The organism is bacterium (assembly GCA_035691305.1).
Taxonomy (GTDB): Bacteria; Sysuimicrobiota; Sysuimicrobiia; order Sysuimicrobiales; family Segetimicrobiaceae; genus DASSJF01.
Map to the genome: position 1 here is coordinate 1 of DASSJF010000049.1, position 19,760 is coordinate 19,760.

The window sequence follows — 19,760 nt, forward strand, 5'->3', positions numbered from 1 at the left end:
CGCCATGCGCGGCGGCGATGTCGCCGAGAGGTACCGTCAGGGCCGGCTCGAGGAGATCGCGCGCTACTGCCTCGACGACGCGCGGGTGACGGCGCAGTTGTACGACCGGCTTCGGCCGATCATCTCGATCATGGACGGCGGAACGACCTTATGACGCCGGCCGGAACCCGGCGCCACAGGTCTGTTCATGCCGGGACGATGACGGCGCCGAACCGCCGGATGACCTCCGCCAGCAGCCGCCGATGGCCGATCAGCGCGCCGAGACTTCGGGCGGCGATTTTAGGCTTCGCCCGCTCGTGAATCCCGAGGGAGACGATGTCCTCTCCGACGCGTGAATTCCATACGATGCCCTCCGGAGCGCTGGGATGAAGAAAAATCGGCCGCGACCACTGTTGTGATATCGCATGCGGGGCGCTGAGCAGCGACGCGCCCGCGCCGATCTGCCTGAGGCCGTTCGATGTCCGCAGGTCGACACACGTGATCGGTCTTGTGAAGGTGACCGCGGCGAGCGCGAAGTTCCGGAGGGCGGTCGCGGAAACGGGGACGCCTGCGCCCGCCGCGCCCTCACCGCCGAGCGGGCCGGGCGCCAGCAGGAGACGTTCCACAAAGGCGCCCACGTCGGTTTGGGATGCGTAGAGCACCCCCACCCCGTACTGCGTCCGCGGATCGTTGAAGCGGCCGTCCCGCTTGTTGAAGTGCATGGGATCGCGACCGCCGGGGTACACGCGCCAGGCCGAACCTTCGATCATCGTCATCGGCAGCGTTCGCGCCGCCAGATCCGCGGGCGGCGCCGGGCTTCTGGTTCGTCTATCCAAGGCCATACGATGCGTAGGTCCGTGCAAGCGACAGGACTTCGTCGGCTTGCCCCGCGCGGAGCGCATCGAGCGGCGTTTGGCCTCCAAGATCCGGGTGGGGGCTGAGCAGGAAGAACACCTGCTGCCACGGGTCGTGCGGGCTCAAGACCTCGATGGCCGATGGGATCCAGGGCCAGACGCCGTTGGGGCCGAGCTGCCAGATCGGGTACCGAAATCCGTGCCGGCCCACCGGCAGAGCGATGAGGCGGTGGTTGCGGCGGCGGAGGTCGATGGCTTGGCGCGTCAGATGAAGGCGGTGACCCAGTTGTTCGGCGCTCAACGTGCCGCCTTCAGCCTCCAGCACCCGCTGCCGGGCTTCCAGGCCGCGAAGCTGAGCGGCGGCGATCACATCGTCGTCACTCGCCTTGGCCGGATCCGGCAGCACGGCCTCGAGCGTCGTCACCACCGCCAGGAGATCCGAGTCTGCGCCGGCCGCCTTGGCTAGAGTGGTCGGGGTCGCCTGACCGATCGCCCCGACGGCGGCGCGGAGGAAGCGAGTAAGGATGGCCCGGCGAAGCGGCTCTTTGGTTCGTTCTACCAGCGTGGCGACCGACGCGTAGAGCGGGTCGGTCGCATCGGGAATTGCCGTCTCCGGCCTGGTCGCGCCCCTGCGCTGCGATCGTGCCGAGAAGAGAGCCTCGGCCTTGCGGCGAGTCATGGCAGGCCGGCCTCTCCGGCGAGAGTTACTTGACGGTGTATATCATATCGTAGATCAGACAATATCGTCAAGTATCGCGTGCAACTCTCGAGATCGTCTCCCAGGTTCGTGTGGTCTGGTCCTTACCGAAGACTTGCTCGATCGACGTCATGAAGACCGGCCCCTTCGGGTGCCGGACGTACGCGATGAAGACGTTCCCGCCGGCGGCGGCGAGGATGCGGGCGCCGGCGATCTTCATCGGGAGCGGCAGACGCCGGCGTGGCCGGCCCCGGAGGAACGTGACGATGCGCTTCGCGTTGGGGGGCAGGCGGAACGCCCGGTACGGATCGGCGGCGAGCATCCTGCGAAGTTCGTCGACGGGCCGCACGATCGTGAGGAAGCGGCGCCCGAGATGCCGGGTCATCGCCGCCTCCGCCCGGCGCTCGAGCGACGTTTCGGTCGCCGCGGGTGCGGTGAAGAGAATGTTGCCGCTCCCGAGGACCGTCTGAACGTCCGCGAAGCCCGCCGCCTCGAACGCGCGCCGGAGGTCGGCCATGCGCGCGTTCGTCGGCATGACCCCCCGGAGAAAGGCGGCGTACCGGGCGGTCCGGCTCATCCCACCTCGATCATCGTCTTGAGGACGCCTTCCTGATAGGCGTTCTGGAAGCGGAAGGCGTCCGGCGCGCGGTCGAGCGGGAACCGGTGGGTCATGATCGGGTCGAACTTGATGCGCCCGGCCTGGACCATTTGGATCGCACGCGGGTAGACGTGGCCCATCCGCTTCTGCCATTTGATCGTCAGCGCCTTGCCGCGCACCACCGCCGCCGAGAGCGTGAACTTGTCCCCGTCCGGGATGCCCACCAGGACGACGCGTCCGCCCACCCGCGCGCAAGCGACGGCGGCCTCCGGCCCCGTGGGTGAGTTGGTGGCTTCGAGGACCACGTCGGCGCCGCGGCCGCCGGTCCACCGCTCGATTGCGTCGGAATCGGTGGAGGCGTCGTCCGCGCCGGCGCGCTTGGCCGCCGCGACCCGGTAGTCGATCGGATCGATCGCCCAGACGTATCCCGCGCCCGCTTCGCGCGCCACCTGGATCAGGAGTTGCCCGATCGGCCCGGCGCCCACCACGGCGACGTTCTCCATCGGGCGCAGATGCGCGAGATCGAGGGTGAAGATCGCCACCCCGAGCGGCTCGAGCATCGCCGCGGTCGCCGCGTCGAAGTGCGGGGGCACCGGGAACAGCGCGTCGGGCGGCGCGGTGTGATACTCGGCGAGGCCGCCCGCCAGGCCGGGCGAGCCCGCGAACTCGACGTGGGGACACAGATTCTGATGGCCGCGCAGGCACCACTCGCACTTTCCGCAGGGGCGCGCGGGGTCGACGGCGACCAGCGTGCCCTTCGGCAGCCCGGCGGCGGCGCCCCGATCGTCGGCGATCTCGGCCGAAAACTCGTGCCCGAGGATCTGAGGTCCGGTGATGACCTGGGTGCCGACGGCGCCCTCCCGATAATAATGAAGGTCGCTGCCGCAGACCCCGACGGTCCGGACGCGCAGCAGCAGCTCGCCGTCCCCGGGCTCCGGCCGGGGGGTCGTCGCCAGGCGGATGTCCCGGGCTTTGTGGATGAACGCGGCGCGCATCTCGGCCATCGGATCCTCCTCGTGGCGCTCGAGGCGAGCGCGGCGATCTTCGGCCTTCTCGCCGCGCGGCGGGCCTTCCTGTGCGCGGCGTCGCGTACCCGATTGGAGGCCGGGTGCGCGATGCCATCGAACCGGAGATGCCGTGGCGAGACTTCCGTACCTCGACGATCCCACGCCGCGCCGCGGCTGCCGTCCGGCCCCGCCGGGATGGTCCGGCTCCGGGGCGGCGGAGGACGCGGCGGCGGCGTTCGCCGAGCTGCGCGCGCTCGGACGGCCGCCGCTCAACCTGTACCGCATCCTCGCCAACCAGCCGCGGGCGCTGCGCGCGTTTCTCGGGATGTCCCGGTACATTCGCGACGAGAATCCGCTGCCCGGCCGGCTCCGCGAGCTCGTGATCCTCGCCACCGCGTTCGCGCTCGGCGCCCGCTACGAGCAGGTGCACCATCTCGAGTCGGCGCGGCGGGCCGGGGTGCCCGAGGCGCAGCTGGCGGCGTTCCCCGCCTGGCAGTCGAGCGGCGTGTTCGACGCGGCGGAGCGCGCCGCGATGACGTACGCTCACGAGATGACGACGACGCGGCGCGCCGGCGAGGCGACGTTCGAGGCGCTGCGGGGTCATTTCTCCGCGGCGCAGATCGTCGATCTCACGGTGACGGTCGGCTGGTACCATCTCGTCGGCGCGGTGCTCCTCGGCCTCGAGGTGGACGTCGAGGCGTGAACCGCGCGCGGCGCCTCCGGCTCCACCACATCAAACGCGACATGCCGCCGGGCGGCGGTCCGCGGTTTCCCGGGGTCGACGTCTGGCGCTGGCAGTACTTCGAAGGCGTCCGCGTGCCGCGCACTACCGTGGTGCCGGTCGACGACCCCACCGGCTGGGACCTCTATCCCGCCTACCGCCGTGTCTACGACAAGCTGTTTATTTGCGCGAGCCAGGGCATCCCGTACGGGCCGCACGGTACGATCCCCCGGCGCTACCCGGTCTTCAGCAAGCCGATGATGAACCTGCACGGCATGGGCGCCGACGGCTACGTCGTGCGCTCGCCGGCCGAAATGAAGGCCCGCTTCACGCCCGGGCACTTCTGGATGCGGCAATTGCGGGGACGCCACATCAGCACGGACGTGGCGCTGGCCCGGGGTCGCCTCTGCTGGTGGCGGCATTCGATCGGTCGCCAGATGGACGGCGGCACCTTCGACTACTGGACCGTGACGGCCGGCCGCCTGCCGGCCCTGGAGTCGTACCTCGATGGCTGGCTGCGCCGGCACCTCGCCGGATTCACAGGCGTGGTCAACGTCGAGACGATCGCCGGCCGCATCATCGAGTGTCACCTGCGCATGGCCGAACAGTGGCTCGACCTGAACGGCCCGGGTTGGCTCGAGGCCGTCGTCGACCTGTACGCGCGCCGGCGCTGGCGGTTCCGCGACCCGGCGCGGCGCACCGGTTACAGCGTGGTCCTGTTCGCGCCGCACAACCGCCGCTATACGATCGAGCCGGCGGACGTGGACGCGCTGCGCTCGGTGGACGGCATTTCGAGCATTCAGATCACCTTCGACGAGACGATCCCGCTCGATCGGCACGCGATGCCGCCCGGAGGGTTTCGGATCGCGATCGTCAACTGCTGGGACTTGGCTGCGGGGCTGCTCGTGCGTTCGGCGCTGCGGCGCCTGTTCAAGAGCCGCGCGATCGGGTAGCGAAGCATTATGATGGAGCAAGGCTCGACCACGGTTTGACACGGCGAAGGAGGCTCGGTATGGCCAAGACACTGCCCAAACTCAATCAGCGCTCGGCCGCGGTGACGGAGGGGCCGCACCGCGCCCCGGCGCGGGCCATGCTGCGCGCCACGGGGCTCGACGACGAGGCGCTGCGCAAGCCGCTGATCGGCGTCGCCTCATCGTGGAACGAGGTGACGCCCTGCAACCTCCACCTGAACGTCCTTGCGCGCCACGTGAAGGACGGTATCCGCGCGGCCGGCGGGACGCCGATCGAGTTCACGACGATCGCAGTCAGCGACGGCATCTCGATGGGCTACGAAGGCATGAAGGCCTCGCTCGTCAGCCGCGACCTGATCGCGGACTCCGTGGAGCTCGAGACGCTCGCGGAAGGCTTCGACGGCCTGGTCACCATCGCCGGCTGCGATAAGAGCCTGCCCGGGATGATGATGGCGATGGCGCGCCTCAACATCCCGTCCGTGTTCCTCTACGGCGGCACGATCATGCCGGGGAGGTTCCAGGGGCGCGATGTGTCGATCGTGGACGTTTTCGAAGCCGTCGGCAAGGTCGCGGCGGGGACGATGACGATGGAGGAGCTGTACGGGCTCGAGTGCGTCGCCTGCCCGGGCGCCGGCTCGTGCGGCGGGATGTACACCGCGAATACAATGGCCTCGTGCTCCGTCGCGCTCGGCCTCGCGCTGCCCGGAAGCGAATCGATTCCGGCGCTCGATCCGCGGCGCCCGGAGATCTGCCGCCAAACCGGCGAAGCCGTCATGCGCGTGCTGCGGGAGGGCATCCGGCCGCGGGACATTCTCACACGGCAGGCGTTCGAGAACGCGATCACCTCCGAAGTGGCGACCGGCGGCTCGACGAACGCGGTGCTGCACCTGCTCGCGCTCGCCCAGGAGGCCGAGGTGCCGCTCGCGCTCGGCGACTTCGACGCGTTCGCGCGCCGCACGCCGCACATCGCCGACATGCACCCCGGCGGGCGGTACATGATGGTGGACCTCGACCGGGTCGGCGGCCTCAGCGTCGTGCTGCGGGAGCTGCTCGACGGGGGCCTCATCCACGGCGGCGCCCGGACCGTGACCGGCAAGACGATGGCCGAGAACCTCGCGGAGGCGACGCGCCCGGAGGGACAGGACGTGGTGCGCTCGATCAAGTCTCCGATCGCGCCGTGCGGCACGCTCGCGGTGCTGACCGGGACGCTCGCCCCCGAAGGCGCCGTCATCAAGACGGCCGGCCTGAAGCGTGAGACGTTCCGCGGCCCCGCGCGCGTCTTCGAGCGCGAGGAGGACGCGCTCGCAGCGATCACGCAGCGGCGGATCGCTTCGGGCGACGCGATCGTGATCCGCTATGAAGGGCCGAAAGGCGGGCCCGGCATGCGGGAGATGCTGGCCGTTACCGGCGCGCTGGTCGGCGCCGGGCTCGGCGAGCACTGCGCGCTGATCACGGACGGTCGATTCTCCGGCGGGTCCCGCGGCTTCGCGATCGGCCACGTGTCGCCGGAGGCCGCGCACGGCGGGCCGCTGGCGGTGGTCCGCGAGGGTGACCCGATCGTGATCGATCTGCCCGCGCGGCGCCTCGACCTCGACGTGCCCGCCGGGGAGGTCACGCGGCGGCTTGCGTCGTGGAAGGCGCCGGAGCCGAGATACAAGAGCGGGGCCCTCGCCAAGTACGCCCGCCTCGTCACCTCGGCGTCCCAGGGGGCGGTACCGAAGCCCTAGACGATCCGGACGCGGGCGTGCGGGGTAAATAAGGAAGCGATGGGTGGCCGATGATTCGACGTCTGACGATCGTGTGTGGCGTGCTGACGCTGGCCGTGGCCTTCGGGCTGGCGCTGCAGAATCATACGCTCTTCGGCGCTCGGACGGCGCGGCATCAGGGCGTGCAGGTCACCACGATCCCGGACAGGCCGGCGTCCTGGCCGCCTGTCCAGCCCGCGCCTCACCAGACGGCGCCCGCTCGGCACGCCGGCGCTCCGGCGTCTTCGCCGCGCGGCGGGGCCGCCGCGACGACGCCCGTCCAAACCCTCGTTCAGATCGCCAACACGCTGTTCAACCTGCCGAAGATCATCCACGACCGAACCCAGGGGACGTCCCGCTAGGCCGCCGCCCTAGACCGGCTCCGCAAGAACGTAGATCAGCGCGGAGCCTTCCACGGTACAGATCTGCGGACGGAGGAGCATCATGGCCGTTTGTTCGAACGGGGCCGTGAAGACCTGCAGTTCGGCCAGGGTATGGAGATCGACCATGCGCCCCAATTCGGTTCCCATCGGGACGACCGTGCCCACCGCGTCTTCGCGCACCGTCGGCACGAAGATGCCGCCCGTCTTGGCGCGGAAGGCCTTCGTCGGACCGACGTCCCGGGCGCGCTCCGCGGGTGCGGGCGGCGGATTCAATGAGAGCACGCCGAGGTTGTGCAGCGCCCGCTCGAGGCCCTTTACGTTGCGTTCGACCCAGTACATCTCTTTGCTCGAGCGGCCGCCGACCTCGACGTTGGCGACCTTGACGCCGAGCGAGCGCGCGTAGGTCGTCAGCCCGCCCTTCTTGTTCGGGGCGTTGCTGATGAACGGCGCCCCGAGATCGGCTGCGAGCTGTTCCGAGCCCTCGAACCGTTTGACGAAGGCGTTGACGCACCACGTGCCGCCGCCGTGGAGGTCGATGACGGCGTCGTTGTCCGCGACGAGCGGCGCGAGCGCGGCCGCGAGGCGGTCGGTGTGCGACCCCTCCGGGTTGCCCGGAAACATCGCGTCGAGATCGAGCGAGTTCGGGGAATCGATCCAGGAGTTGCGCCGCTCGACTTCGGCCGCGAGCGCGTTGGCCGTCAAGACGACCCTCAGGCGCCCGGCCAGCGCCGCCGGCGGGTTTCGGCACAGCATCTTGATCGCGAGCGCGGACCAGGGCCCTTCGTCGCCGTGCGTGCCGGCGATGAGCGTCGCCCGCGGCCCGCCCGTTCCGGCCTCGCCGTACACGAGCGGGATGTGCCGTGCCGCCGCGTGGGCGGTGATCCGAACTTCGTGCCAGCGCAGCGCCTCGTAGATGGTATCCATGCCGGCCGCTCCTCCTGTGGGAGTCATCGGTGGATCTGCTCCTCGTACCACTGCTGCCGTGCGCGAAAGTCGTCGGGATATAGCGTCGCTTTTTCCGGCGCGAACTCAAAATCGTCGCCCTCGCGGGCGAGGGTGCGGACCAGCGGCCCGGCGTCGAAGCGGTAGCCGTTGAACCGGGCCGGCGGCTGGGCGGCGAGCCAGACCCATGCCTTGCCGAGCTCCACCGGATCGGCCCAGCCGGCCCGCTCCGCCGCGGGCGTCCGGTCGTACTCCGCCCAGGTGAGGCGCGTGGGCTTGATCCGGGCGCCGGGGCTCATCGTATTCACCGCGATGTTGTGGGCGCGGGCTTCGAGCGAGAGCGCCTTGACGAAGCCCTCGACGCCGTGCTTGATCGCGCAGTAGGCGATCTCTTCCGGATAGCCGCGAATGCTCGAGCCGCTGGCGATGCCGATGATGTGGCCGCCCCCCTGCGACTTCATCTGCGGCCACGCGGCGTGCGCGGCGTTGAAGAGTCCGCCGAGCCCGACGTGGATCTGCCGCCACCACTCGTCCGGCGTCGTAGCCTCGAACGTGATGAGCGGCATGTAGATCGCGTTGTGCACCACGACGTCGAGCCGCCCCCATCGGCCGACGGCGTCCGCGACGGCGCGGGTCCACGCGGCGAGGTCGGCGACGTCGAAGGCCTCGGCGTGAAACTCGGCGCCGTCGGCGGCCAGGTCGCCGGCGCAGCGCGCCAGGTCCGCCTCGTCGACGTCGTTGACGACGACCCGGACGCCGGCGCGGCCGAACGCCCGGGCGATCCCCCACCCGAGCCCGCGCGCCGCGCCGGTGACGAGAGCCACGCGCCTCGGCCGGGAGGTCGCCGCCGGACCCGCGCCCGCGGCCGTCACGGCAGGGCGGCGCCGATCTGCTCGGCGTACGCCGTCAGTTCGTCGATGTTGTGCCAGCCCAACCGCCGCCGGCCGTTCTCGACCTCGGCCAGCAGGTCCACGAGCCTCGCGTTGAGCGGGACCGGCGCGTCGTACCGGCCTGCGACGCAGACGACGCTGAGGTAGTAGGCTTCGCTCTGCCGCTTGCGGTAGACGATGTCCCAGTGAATGCCGCTGGCCCGCTTCACGTACCGGTAGCCGTCCGGGCCGCTGTTCGCCTGATGACCGCCGAGATGGTCGACGAGCCGGTCGTACGCCGCGAGCAGGCGCGCCGTGTCGGCCGCCGTCTCGGGCCGGTACAGCGCGGGCTCGAACCACGCGTCGGCCTGCAACCGAACGCCCGCCGCGTCGGACACCCGAATGGCCTCTCGCACGGCCGCGCCGGCCAGCCGCTGGGCGCTGCGGCGGCTCAGGACGTTGACGATGGTATCGTCGACAAGCGCGGACACGATGATCTGCGAGTTATACACCTGCTTCGTCCAGAGCCGGCCGACGATGTCCGTCAGGAGCTCGCACGTGTTTGGGCCGATGCCGAGCAGCCTGGCCGCTTCGCGGGCGCGCGGCGTCACCTCGCCGTTCAACTCCCCGACGTAGACGACGCCCGTGTGAACGGCCTCCAGTACGCCCGGATCGAGGTACGCGCCGCCGTAGTCGGGCAACGCGCCCATCGTGCGGCCGGGTCCGACGACGCCGGCGATCGTGTCCTCGTTCATGCCGTTCTGGAGCGACACGACGCAGGCGGCCTCCGCGACGTGCGGCGCGAGCGTGCCGATCGCGTCCGCGGTCGCCTGTGACTTGCACGCCAGAAATACCAGACCCTCCAGCCGTTCGTCGAGCTCCGCGGGAGTGCAGGCGCGCTGCGGGCCGATCGCCATCGGCCCGTAGACGCCGTTCACGGAGATGCCGCGCTCGCGGATCGCCCGCACGTGGTCGGCGTTCCGGTCGACGAACAGCACCGACTCTCCGGCACGGGCCATGTAGAAACCCGCGAGCCCTCCGATCGCTCCACAACCGACCACCGCGATCTGCGCCACGCCTGCGCCCTCCGTGTCTACTAGAGTCTGAGCCGCGGGTCGAGCGCGCCCCGCAGGCCGGGATGCGGCGGTGACGGACGGTACGGCGTCTCCTCCGCTCGGTGCGCTCGGAGATCGGGGTTCGGCATGCCGCCGGCAGGGTCAGCGGCAAGAGCGTAGTGAATAGATTGTCGATTTTCTACAGTCGAGAATTTCTGGATCTGGTGCGAGCACCCTTCATTTTCTGCGCGGGGTGAACGGATGGGACATCCTGTGTCAACCTCCGGTGGTTCAGGCGCGCTGCTGATGCGCGACGGGGGCGTGTTCAAGAACCGACTGGGCTGACGAGGAGGGCGGCGATGGCCGGCGAGTGTGCGGGGAAGGTCGCGATCGTGTCCGGCGGGGCGCAGGGCATCAGCAGCGTGATCGTGCGGCGCCTGACTCGGGAGGGTGCGCGCGGCGTCATCGCGGATATCGACGAGGAGCGGGCCGAGGCGCTGGCGCGGGAAATCGCGGAGTTCGGCGGTGACGTCCGCTTCATTCGCACGGACGTGCGCGACAGCAGGCAGGTGAACGCCATGGTGGACCGGGTGGCGGAGGAGTGCGGGCGCGTCGACATCCTCGTGCACGGCGCCGGTGTGGGCGTGCACAAAAAGATCGTGGACCTGACCGACGAGGAGTGGGATCTGCAGGTCGACGTCCAAATGCGGGGCGCCTTTGTGCTGAGCCGTGCGGTTGGCCGCCGGCTGATCGCGCAGGGGCAGGGCGGCCGCATCGTTCTGATCGGCTCGACCTCGGGTAACAACGCGCGCGTCACGGGCGGCCCGCACGCGGCGTCGAAAGCGGGCGAGGTTCAGCTCGCGAGGGTCATGGCCATGGAGATGGGGCCGTACGGCGTGACGGTCAACGTCGTGTCCCCGGGCCTGACGGACATCTCGGGCATCTCACGGTCCAAACAGACGCCCGAATATCAGCGCGCGTTCCTCACGCAGGTGCCGCTCGGCCGGCTGGCCGCGCCGGACGAGATCGCCGATGCGGTGCTGTTCCTCGCTTCCGACCGCGCGCGCTTTATCACCGGGCAGGTGCTGTGCGTGGACGGCGGCTACTCCGCCGGGAAGCTGGCCGTGCAGGGGCCGAGCGTCGACGCCTTCTACGGACTGATCGACCGGCGGGTGTAGTGCCGCGCCCGGCAGGCAGCTTGGGGTGGCGCATAGGACCAATCTCCCTCTTCGCGCAAGTGTAAGGCTGAGCACGCCGGAACAGGGGGTCGTGGCATGCCTTCGCGCTCCACAAAGGTGGCGATCGTGACAGGGGCCGGCACCGGGGTCGGACGGGCGGTAGCGCGGGGGCTTTTAGACGAAGGCTACTCCGTCGTCCTGGCCGGTCGCCGTAGGGCACCGCTCGAGGCGACGGCGCGCGCGTCCAAGGCGCCGGCGTCCCGCATGCTGATCGTGCCGACCGACATCGGCGATGCCGCGTCGGTGCGGAGCCTGTTCGCGAAGACGAAGAAGCAGTTCGGGCGGCTCGACCTTCTCTTCAACAACGCCGGACTCAACGCACCCGGCATTCCGCTCGAGGATCTGAGCTACGAGCAGTGGACCGCCGTGGTCAACGTGAACCTCACCGGGACCTTCCTGTGCACGCAGGAAGCGTTTCGGATCATGAAGAGCCAGACGCCCCGCGGCGGCCGCGTCATCAACAACGGCTCGATCTCCGCCCATGCACCGCGGCCGAACTCCGCGCCGTACACTTCGACGAAGCACGGGATCACCGGGCTTACGAAGTCGACCGCGCTCGACGGACGCAAGTACGACATCGCCTGCGGCCAGGTCGATATCGGCAACGCGATCACGCCGATGACCGAGCGGATGGCGCAGGGCGTGACGCAGGCCGACGGCTCGGTGCGGCCGGAGCCGCGCATCGATCCGAAGCACGTCGCCGATGCCGTCGTCTACATGGCGGGCCTGCCGCTCGACACGAACGTGCTGTTCTTGACCGTGATGGCGACGAAGATGCCGTTCGTCGGCAGAGGCTGACGTGCGGGGAGCGGGTGACCTGCCGAGCGCCGTCACGCCCGAGGCGGTGCGCGGCCCGGGTGCGAGTGGCTCCGTCCTCGTGTGGCAAGCGTAGGCCCGAATCAGACAACCGCCTGATACCTCGGCGACGCGGCGCGCCCTATCCTTCGTATTGGTAGCGTCTGCCGCGTTAGGAGGCCGCCGTGGAGAAGGTGCGGGGCGAGTGCGCCCCCGGGGGGCTGGGCATGCTCTGGGCCGCGGGATGGCTCTTTGCCATTGGGTTCTTGCATCTCGCGTTTTGGAAGGCGGTGCTGGCCCTCGTGCTCTGGCCGTACTACCTCGGGGTGGCCTTGGCCCAAGTCCCGCACTGACCCGGAAAACACGAAGGGCCGAGGCCGTGCCCGCGACCGGCTTGACGCAGTTTCAGGCTACCTCGCGGTCCGGCGTTTGCGGTACGAATCCCGTCGGTGGATTTTCCCGTCGCGAAACTCGTAGAGGTCGCAGCCGCGGGATTCGATCTTCGACCCGTCGGGGCGCGTTGCGAGCATCGTCCACTCGGAGACGCCGCGGTCGCCCGCGGCATAGTGGCGGGCGTTCTGGAACCGGATGTCCGGCAGCAGTTCGAGGAGGTCGGCGTAGGCTTCCCGCACCTGCGCCTGACCGGTGTACCGCCTGCCCCACGGGTCCTCGCCTCCGGAGGATTCGTAGACGCAGTTCCCGGTCATCATCTCCATGATGGCGTCCAGGTCGTGGCGGCTCCACGCGGCGATGTGGGCCACCAGCAGGTCCTGATACACGTTGCCCCCCGGCGCCGGGGACATGCCGTCCGCCTCCTCGGGAGTCCTAGCGCGCTGTGTGGGTATGTAGGTATGCGGCGGGGCGGCCCGGTCCCTCCATGCGGCGGAAGGCTGCGCCGGAACGGGCGGTCGCGAGGGGCGGGGGCAGGGCGGTCCGGGAGCGGACGCGAACGTGAATATACAATGGCGGCGCCGCATCTCCCGAGGTCGGCATGACGGGCTCGCGGGCGTCCATTGGCGGCAACGCGGGGGAGATGGCGCGAACGGTGGCTCTCCACCTGTGGACCGGGTGGCCGCACGTGCTGCGCGCGCAGCAGTTCGATCCTTCCTCGCTCGAATCCGTGTTCCGCGAGGCGCAGCTCGCCGAGGAGATCGTCAACAGCGGCGGCAGCAATCTTCTGAAAGGCAAGATCGTCCTCACGCTCTTTTACGAGCCCAGCACGCGTACGCGGCTCTCGTTCGAGTTCGCGACGTACCACCTCGGAGGGCGCGTGCTGTCGTCCGAGGCGGCGCGCGAGTTCTCCTCCGCGGCCAAGGGCGAGTCGATCGAGGACACGATCCGCGTCATCTGCCGTTACCGGCCGTCCGCCGTCGTGATGCGGCATTACGAAGAAGGCGCGGCGGAGCGCGCGGCCGCGGTCGCCGTCGACCCGCAGCGGGGCCGGCCGATTCCGGTGTTCAACGCCGGCGACGGGCCTGGGCAGCATCCGACCCAGGCGCTGCTCGACGCCTATACGATCTGGCGCACGCGCGGGACGCTGGAGGGCGTCACGATCGCGGTGGCGGGCGATCTCCTCTACGGCCGGACCGCACGGTCGCTCTGTTATCTGCTGGCCAAGTATCCCGGCGTCTCCATCCGCTTGATCGCGCCGAAGGCGGTCCAGATGAAGGAGGACCTGCTCGCGTACCTGCGCCGGCACAAGGTGCCGTTCACCCAAACCGACGACCTCCACGCGGGCGTGCGCGGCGCGGACGTGCTGTACGTGACGCGCATCCAGAAGGAGCGGTTCGGCGAAGGCCACGCCGCGGAGTACGAGCGCATCCGCAACCAGTTTTCCGTGACCCCGGACATCCTGGCGGAGCTGCCGCCGGCCGCGATCGTGATGCACCCGCTGCCCCGCGTCGAGGGTGAGCGCTCGGAGCTCCCGGTCTCGGTCGACGCCGACCCGCGCGTCGTAATCTTCGACCAGACCGAGGCCGGTATGTACGTCCGGATGGCGCTGCTCAAGCTTGCCTGCACGGTGGACCGCTCGCGCGGCTGGTCCGGCCGCTAAGCCCCCCGCGTTCGAACGCGATGCCTCCCGCCGCCCTCCGCTGGACCGACTGGTCCGCGGACCCCTGGATCGTTCTCTCGCTCACGGCCTCGTGCGCGGCGTACATCGCGATCTCGCGCCGTTTTCCGCCGCGCGGCCGGCAGAGTCTCGCCTTCTGGGCCGGGGAAGCCACACTCGCCGTTGCGCTGCTGTCGCCGCTCGACGCGGGCGCGGCCTACTTGTTTACGCTCCATATGCTGCAGCACATGCTCCTGATGCTCGTCGCCGCCGCGCTCTTCGCTCTTTCCGTTCCCTCGGGGCTGATCGGCTGGGCCTACAGCCGTCCCCGCGTCCGGCGCGTGGTGCGCGCGGCATGGAACCCGCTCGCGGCGTTCGTGCTCTTCAACGGCATGCTGCTGGCCTGGCACATCCCCGCCGCCTACGACGCGACGCTGCGCATCCCGTGGATGCACGCCGCCGAGCACGTCGGCTTCCTTGTCGCCGGTGTGATCTTCTGGGGCGTGATCGTCTCTCCGGCCCCCGCGCTCGTCCGCGCGCCGCTCGGCATGCGGTTCGCGCTTCTGATCGGCGCGGACGTCGTGAATTTCATCCTCGGCTTCACGCTGACGTTCGCGGGCCACGCTTTCTACACGGCCTACGCCGCGGCGCCGCGGCTGTGGGGCCTGTCCGCGCTCGACGACCTGCACCTCGGCGGCGTGTTGATGTGGGTGATGGGACAGATGATGTACCTCATCCCGCTGCTCATTCTCCTCAACGTCATCCTGTGGCGCGACACGGGACGCGGCGGCAGTGCGCGCCCCGCGGCCCGGGTGTTATGATGAGGGCCATCGCCGCGACGACTCGGAGGTGCACCGCGTGACGGTTCCGGATGCTGCGGGCCGGGGAGTGGCCGCCACGGCCACACTGACCGGCGGGCAGGCGCTCGTGCGCGCCCTGCGGGCGCAGGGCGCCGACGTGATCTTCGGTCTTCCCGGCGTGCAGATGGACTGGGCGTTCGACGCCCTGTACGAGGCCAACGACTTTGTCCGCGTCATCCACGCCCGCCACGAGCAGGCGCTCTCGTACATGGCGGACGGCTACGCCCGCGTCACCGGTCGCCCCGGCGTCTGTCTCCTGGTGCCCGGTCCGGGGCTGCTCAACGCGCTGGCCGGGCTCGCGACCGCCTACTCGTGCTCGTCACCCGTCCTGTGCATCACCGGCCAGATTCCGGTGGCGCAGATCGGCAAGGGACGCGGCCTCCTGCACGAGATCAAGCATCAGCTCGCGGCGGCGGACACCGTGACGAAGTGGACGGGCAGCGCGCTGCGGCCGGACGCGGTGCCGGGCGTCGTCCGGGAGGCGTTCCGGCAGATGCTGAGCGGCCGCCAGCGGCCGGTCGCGATCGAGGTTCCGCCCGACGTCCTCAAGGGCGCGGCCGAGATGCCCTCGGAGGACGGGCCGCTGTTACGCACCGTGCCGGCGCCGGATCCGGACGCGGTCGAACGCGCGGCGAAGCTTCTCGGCGCCGCGGAGCGGCCGCTGATCTTCGCGGGCGGAGGGATCGTGGCGTCGGACGCCACGGACGCGCTCGTGCGGGTCGCCGAGATGCTGCAGGCTCCGGTCCTCGTGTCGCGGAACGGCAAAGGCGCGATTTCCGACCGGCACTACCTCGCCGAGCCGCTCGCGGCGGGACCGGAACTTGCGCCGTCCGCGGATGCCGTCTTGATCGTGGGCACACGGTTCTACGAACCGACCGCGTCCGACTGGGCGCCGATGGCGCAGCCGTGCGTGCAGATCGACATCGACCCCGATGAGATCGGGCGCAACCGGACGGTGACGGTTGGTGTCGTCGCGGACGCCGCGCCGGCGCTGGCCGCGCTCGCGGAACGCCTCGAGAAACACAACCGGACGCGGCCGTCGCGCAAAGACGAGCTGACGGCGTTCCACAACCGGATTCGGGAGCGGGTCAACTCGGTCGCCCCGCACGCGGCCTACGGCAACGCGATTCGCGAGGCGCTCCCCGAGGACGGGGTCGTCGTCAGCGAGATGACGCAGGTCGGCTACTGGTCCAACATCGGCTTTCCGGTCTACAAACCCCGCACGTACCTGACGATGGGGTACCAGGGCGCGCTCGGCGCGGGCTACGGCATTGCGCTCGGGGCGTACGTGGGCGCGTGCGGGCGGCCGGTGGTGTCGATCAGCGGGGACGGGGGCTTCCTCTACCAGATCTCCGAGATCGCCACGGCGGTCCGCCACCGCCTCAACGTCGTGGCGATCGTGTTCAACGACGGCGCCTTCGGCAACGTAAAGCGCATCCAGAAAGACCGCTTCGGCGGCCGCTTCATCGCGTCGGATCTGCTGAACCCGGACTTCGTCAAGCTGGCGGAGTCGTTCGGCGCGGCGGGGCGCCGCGCGGAGAGCCCGGCGCAGCTGCGGGAGGCGGTGGCCTGGGGACTGCGGCAGAACGCGCCGGTCATCATCGACGCGCCGGTGCCGGCAATGCCGGACATGTGGCCGGTGCTGCGGCCGGGGTACCGCGGCTAGCCGACCACCGCACCACAACGCAGAAGATCCTCCGGAAAAACGGCGCCACCCGAAACCGGTAGCCGCGCGGTCAAGGCCGGCGGTTCCGCGCCGTCGAACCCTTCCGCGTGGCCGGGCCGCTCCTCTCGGTATCGCACGTCTTCAAATCATTCGGAGGCGTGGCCGCCGTCCGCGATCTTTCAATCGAGCTGTCGCACCGTGAGATCCGGGGGCTGATCGGTCCGAACGGCTCCGGCAAGACGACCCTCCTGAACCTGATCGGGGGGCAGGAACGCCCGGATCGCGGCGAGATCCGGCTCGACGGGGAGCCCCTCGCCGGTCTCGCGCCCGACACGCTCGCGGCCCTCGGCATGGCACGCACGTTCCAGCTCGCCCGCGTCTTCCGATCGATGACGGTCCTTGAAAACCTCCTCGTGCCGGCCGCTGCGGACCACCGGCGCGGGGACGGCGCCGCGGCGCAGCGGCGCGCGCGAGACCTGCTGCGCCTCGTCAACCTCGAGGCCCTGGCCGGCGCGGAGGCGCGGGTCCTCTCGGGCGGGCAGGCGATGCTGCTGCAGCTGGCGCGCTGCTTCGCCCAGGAGCCGCTCGTGCTGTGTCTGCTCGACGAACCGTTCGCCGGCGTGCACCCCGCGATCAAGGACGTCATGCTGAAGGCGATCCACGAGATGAACCGCCGCCGCGGGGTCACCTTTCTCGTCGTCAGCCACGAGATGCCGACGCTCGTGCGGCTCGCTCCCCGCGTCTTCGTCATGCACGACGGCGCGTGCATCGCCGAGGGGCCGCTCGACCGGGTCGCGTCGGATCCACGGGTCATCGACGCCTACCTCGGGGCGGCGGGGGCCCGCGTGGCGGCGGGCCGGGACGCATGACGGGCGCCGCGCTGCGCGTCGAGCACGTGACCGCCGGCTACCAGCCCGAGATCGACGTGCTGGCCGGCGTCACCCTGCGCGCGGACCCGGGGCGGATCACCGCGGTGATCGGGCCGAACGGCGCCGGAAAGTCGACGCTGCTGCGCGTCGTCTTCGGCCTGCTGCCGCCGCGCGCCGGGCGCGTTCTTCTCGACGGGCGCGATCTCGCCGGGCTGCGGCCGGACGGGCGCAAGCGGCTCGGCGTCGGCTATGTGCCGCAGGGCGCCAGCACGTTTCCGCAGATGACCGTGGAGGAGACGCTGCGCCTCGGCGGGTGGACGATCCGGCACCGGCCGTCCGCGCTGCGTGAGCGGCTCGCGCACGTCTACGAACTCTTTCCCGCGCTGGTCCCGCTGCGCCGCTCGAGGGCCGCGGTCCTGAGCGGCGGCCAGTTGAGGCTGCTCTCGGTCGCGAAGGAACTCGTGGTGATGCCGTCGCTTCTGCTCGTCGACGAGCCGACGACCGGGCTCGCGCCGCGGGTCGCCGGCGACGTGTACACGCTCCTCGCGCACAGCCGCGCCCTCGGCATCACGGTGCTGCTCGTCGATCAGAACATCGTCGAGGCGGTCCGGATCGCGGACGACGTCTATCTGTTCGGGATGGGCCGCGTGCAGCGTGAAGGCCCCGGGACCGTGTTCGCCGCGGACCTGCCGGGCATCGTTCGCTCCGCGCTCGTGGGAACGGAGGAGACGCACAGTACGGGTGGAGGTGGGGAACCATGAGACGTGTTGTGCTGCTCGTCATCGCGGCGGTGCTGGCCGCGGCCGCCGCCGGACTGACGCGGGACGGCGGCTGGGCCGCGCCCGCGCCGATCACACTCGGCGTGCTGACGCCGCTGTCGCCGCCGGGCGACGCCTCCGCGGGCCAGTTGATCTCGCGCGGGGCGGAAGTCGGCGTCTCCTACATCAACGCGGTGATGGGCGGCGTTTTCGGGCCGAAGACGCAGTGCAGCCTGCCCGCCACGCCGGTGCGCCTGGCGGTCGAAGACGACAGCGGGACCCCGGAAAAGGCCGTCGCCGGTTTCCGGCGGCTCGCGACCGAGGACCACGCCGTGGGGGTGTGGGGCCAGTTCCACAGCTCGGCGATGCTCGCCGCCGCGCCGCTCGCCGACGAGCTCGCCGTGCCGTTCATTTCAACGCAGGCGTCGGCGGGCGACATCACCGGCAAGCACTTCGCCGCGGTGTTTCGCACCCACGCGATCGATCCGGACCGCGCGCGCGCCTGGACCGGGTTCATCCAGGCGCAGGGCTGGCACAAGGTGGCGATGCTGGCCGAGAATACCGACTACGGCATCGGCCTGATCGAGGCGACGAAGGCCGAGATCGCCGCGCGCAAGGCCGCGATTGCGCTGGACGCGGTGCTCTTCGACCGGACGTCGGCCGACCTCACGCCGCAGCTGCTGAAGTTCAAGGCCTCGCGGCCCGACCTGCTGCTCAACGTCGGCGTCGGCACGCCGGCGTACCTGATCGCGAAGCAGGCGCGCGACGTGGGCCTGTTCCCGCAGACGCCGATGCTCGGCTCGTACGACTTTCCGGTGCGCCCCGAATTCTGGAAGAACCTCGGTTCCGGCGGCACGTACATGATGTTCATCTCCTACTACCATCCGAAGATGGCGCTCTCGCCGCTCGGCCGGTGGGCCGCGCTCGAGTACGCGAAGCGGTACCATGACACGGCGATCTACTCCAACCTCAACTCGTTCGGCGACGCGGTGATCCTCGCCCAGGCGATGAACCAGGCGTGCAGCGCCGAGCCGAAGCGGATCATCGCGGCGCTGGAGCGCGGCAGGTTCGACACCTGGATCGGCGCGCCGGGCTCGGTGAGGTTCCCGCGGGCGGCCGGGCTGGCCTGGCACCAGTGGTCGCCGCCGCTCATCGTGCTGCAGTACACGACGCCCGACGAGACCTACGACAAGGCGCCGATCCTGTACCCGCCGGCGCTACGGACGGGTTCGTACACGCCGCCGCGGTAGCCGCTGGACTCGACGCTCTTCGTCCAGTACGTCCTCGCGGGCCTGGTCGTCGGCTCGATCTACTGCCTCATGGCCGTCGGGATCACGTTCATCTACAGCGTCGTGCGGATGATCAACTGGGCGATGGGCGAGTTCTACATGATCGGCGGGTACGTACAGTATCTGCTGATCGAGTCGTGGCTCGGCCCCGCGCGCTGGTATCTCGCGGTGCCGCTCGCGGCGCTCGGGGTCGCGGTGCTGGGGATGGCGGTGCAGCGTGTGCTGCTCCGGCCGATGTTCAGCGGGACCCTCGAGCGGCTGGACGAGTACGCGACGATCGTCACGATCGCGCTCACGGTGCTCTTTCGCAATCTCGCGATCGTCGTCTTCGGACCCTATCAGTTCTCGCCGCCCGATTACGCGCCGCCCCTTCAGCTGGGGCCGCTGCCGCTCAACGGCAGCCGCTTCGTTGCC

22 protein-coding genes are annotated in these 19,760 nt (G+C 70.2%); 14 read left to right on the top strand and 8 right to left on the bottom strand.

Going from position 1 to position 19,760, the window contains the following annotated elements; genetic code table 11:
- Window positions 1-185: 185 nt before the first annotated feature.
- The 4 genes from VFL28_08690 to VFL28_08705 form a co-directional block, all read right to left on the bottom strand.
- On the bottom strand, window positions 186-755 hold the full coding sequence (locus tag VFL28_08690) for an RES family NAD+ phosphorylase (GenBank protein ID HET7264734.1): 570 nt from the start codon (window positions 753-755) through the stop codon (window positions 186-188).
- Between the two features lie 52 nt (window positions 756-807).
- Entirely contained in the window at window positions 808-1,512 is a 705-nt protein-coding gene (locus tag VFL28_08695) for a hypothetical protein (GenBank protein ID HET7264735.1), read from the bottom strand.
- A gap of 67 nt (window positions 1,513-1,579) precedes the next feature.
- Entirely contained in the window at window positions 1,580-2,107 is a 528-nt protein-coding gene (locus tag VFL28_08700) for a DUF1697 domain-containing protein (protein ID HET7264736.1), read from the bottom strand.
- Window positions 2,104-3,132, bottom strand: coding sequence for an alcohol dehydrogenase catalytic domain-containing protein (locus VFL28_08705; GenBank protein HET7264737.1), 1,029 nt, complete (start codon window positions 3,130-3,132; stop codon window positions 2,104-2,106). The genes VFL28_08700 and VFL28_08705 overlap by 4 nt, the downstream gene beginning before the upstream one ends.
- Window positions 3,133-3,265: 133 nt before the next feature.
- On the opposite strand from VFL28_08705, the gene VFL28_08710 reads away from it, so the two are divergent.
- The 4 genes from VFL28_08710 to VFL28_08725 are packed head-to-tail and all read left to right on the top strand — an operon-like array spanning window position 3,266 to window position 6,934.
- Window positions 3,266-3,838: a carboxymuconolactone decarboxylase family protein gene (locus VFL28_08710; protein HET7264738.1), complete on the top strand. Its 573-nt coding sequence runs from the start codon at window positions 3,266-3,268 to the stop codon at window positions 3,836-3,838.
- Window positions 3,835-4,809 (top strand): hypothetical protein, encoded by a 975-nt coding sequence (locus VFL28_08715; protein HET7264739.1) that lies wholly within the window; start codon window positions 3,835-3,837, stop codon window positions 4,807-4,809. Before VFL28_08710 ends, VFL28_08715 begins: the two co-directional genes overlap by 4 nt.
- A gap of 59 nt (window positions 4,810-4,868) precedes the next feature.
- Window positions 4,869-6,554, top strand: a complete 1,686-nt coding sequence (ilvD, locus tag VFL28_08720) for a dihydroxy-acid dehydratase (protein HET7264740.1) — start codon at window positions 4,869-4,871, stop codon at window positions 6,552-6,554.
- Between the two features lie 50 nt (window positions 6,555-6,604).
- The gene (locus VFL28_08725) at window positions 6,605-6,934 is read left to right on the top strand and encodes a hypothetical protein (GenBank protein ID HET7264741.1); all 330 of its coding nucleotides are present in this window, start codon (window positions 6,605-6,607) and stop codon (window positions 6,932-6,934) included.
- A gap of 9 nt (window positions 6,935-6,943) precedes the next feature.
- Here the strand turns inward: VFL28_08725 and VFL28_08730 are convergent, their stop codons facing one another.
- From VFL28_08730 to VFL28_08740, 3 genes are read right to left on the bottom strand one after another with little or no spacing between them, the layout of a single operon-like run.
- Entirely contained in the window at window positions 6,944-7,879 is a 936-nt protein-coding gene (locus VFL28_08730; GenBank protein HET7264742.1) for a succinylglutamate desuccinylase/aspartoacylase family protein, read from the bottom strand.
- A 23-nt stretch (window positions 7,880-7,902) separates the two neighbouring features.
- The gene (locus VFL28_08735) at window positions 7,903-8,721 is read right to left on the bottom strand and encodes an SDR family oxidoreductase (protein HET7264743.1); all 819 of its coding nucleotides are present in this window, start codon (window positions 8,719-8,721) and stop codon (window positions 7,903-7,905) included.
- Between the two features lie 44 nt (window positions 8,722-8,765).
- The gene (locus tag VFL28_08740) at window positions 8,766-9,842 is read right to left on the bottom strand and encodes a 2-dehydropantoate 2-reductase N-terminal domain-containing protein (protein HET7264744.1); all 1,077 of its coding nucleotides are present in this window, start codon (window positions 9,840-9,842) and stop codon (window positions 8,766-8,768) included.
- A gap of 338 nt (window positions 9,843-10,180) precedes the next feature.
- Between VFL28_08740 and VFL28_08745 the strand changes: the two genes are divergently transcribed.
- The 3 genes from VFL28_08745 to VFL28_08755 all read left to right on the top strand — a co-directional run bounded on the left by VFL28_08745 (window position 10,181) and on the right by VFL28_08755 (window position 12,207).
- On the top strand, window positions 10,181-10,999 hold the full coding sequence (locus tag VFL28_08745; GenBank protein HET7264745.1) for an SDR family NAD(P)-dependent oxidoreductase: 819 nt from the start codon (window positions 10,181-10,183) through the stop codon (window positions 10,997-10,999).
- A 96-nt stretch (window positions 11,000-11,095) separates the two neighbouring features.
- Window positions 11,096-11,857: an SDR family oxidoreductase gene (locus VFL28_08750; GenBank protein HET7264746.1), complete on the top strand. Its 762-nt coding sequence runs from the start codon at window positions 11,096-11,098 to the stop codon at window positions 11,855-11,857.
- A gap of 182 nt (window positions 11,858-12,039) precedes the next feature.
- Window positions 12,040-12,207 carry a hypothetical protein gene (locus VFL28_08755; GenBank protein ID HET7264747.1) on the top strand — a complete coding sequence of 56 codons (168 nt, stop codon included), beginning with the start codon at window positions 12,040-12,042 and terminating at the stop codon, window positions 12,205-12,207.
- A gap of 57 nt (window positions 12,208-12,264) precedes the next feature.
- Here the strand turns inward: VFL28_08755 and VFL28_08760 are convergent, their stop codons facing one another.
- Complete coding sequence (locus VFL28_08760) at window positions 12,265-12,657, bottom strand: nuclear transport factor 2 family protein (GenBank protein ID HET7264748.1); 393 nt, start codon at window positions 12,655-12,657, stop codon at window positions 12,265-12,267.
- A 188-nt stretch (window positions 12,658-12,845) separates the two neighbouring features.
- On the opposite strand from VFL28_08760, the gene pyrB reads away from it, so the two are divergent.
- The 7 genes from pyrB to VFL28_08795 form a co-directional block, all read left to right on the top strand.
- Complete coding sequence (gene pyrB, locus VFL28_08765; protein ID HET7264749.1) at window positions 12,846-13,907, top strand: aspartate carbamoyltransferase; 1,062 nt, start codon at window positions 12,846-12,848, stop codon at window positions 13,905-13,907.
- 20 nt (window positions 13,908-13,927) lie between these two features.
- Entirely contained in the window at window positions 13,928-14,725 is a 798-nt protein-coding gene (locus VFL28_08770) for a cytochrome c oxidase assembly protein (GenBank protein ID HET7264750.1), read from the top strand.
- Between the two features lie 37 nt (window positions 14,726-14,762).
- Window positions 14,763-16,430, top strand: a complete 1,668-nt coding sequence (locus VFL28_08775; GenBank protein ID HET7264751.1) for a thiamine pyrophosphate-binding protein — start codon at window positions 14,763-14,765, stop codon at window positions 16,428-16,430.
- A gap of 158 nt (window positions 16,431-16,588) precedes the next feature.
- The gene (locus tag VFL28_08780; protein HET7264752.1) at window positions 16,589-17,299 is read left to right on the top strand and encodes an ATP-binding cassette domain-containing protein; all 711 of its coding nucleotides are present in this window, start codon (window positions 16,589-16,591) and stop codon (window positions 17,297-17,299) included.
- Entirely contained in the window at window positions 17,296-18,060 is a 765-nt protein-coding gene (locus VFL28_08785) for an ATP-binding cassette domain-containing protein (GenBank protein HET7264753.1), read from the top strand. The genes VFL28_08780 and VFL28_08785 overlap by 4 nt, the downstream gene beginning before the upstream one ends.
- Window positions 18,057-19,307: an ABC transporter substrate-binding protein gene (locus VFL28_08790; protein HET7264754.1), complete on the top strand. Its 1,251-nt coding sequence runs from the start codon at window positions 18,057-18,059 to the stop codon at window positions 19,305-19,307. The genes VFL28_08785 and VFL28_08790 overlap by 4 nt, the downstream gene beginning before the upstream one ends.
- Window positions 19,308-19,349: 42 nt before the next feature.
- A partial coding sequence (locus VFL28_08795) for a branched-chain amino acid ABC transporter permease (GenBank protein ID HET7264755.1) occupies window positions 19,350-19,760 on the top strand: 411 nt, incomplete at its 3' end.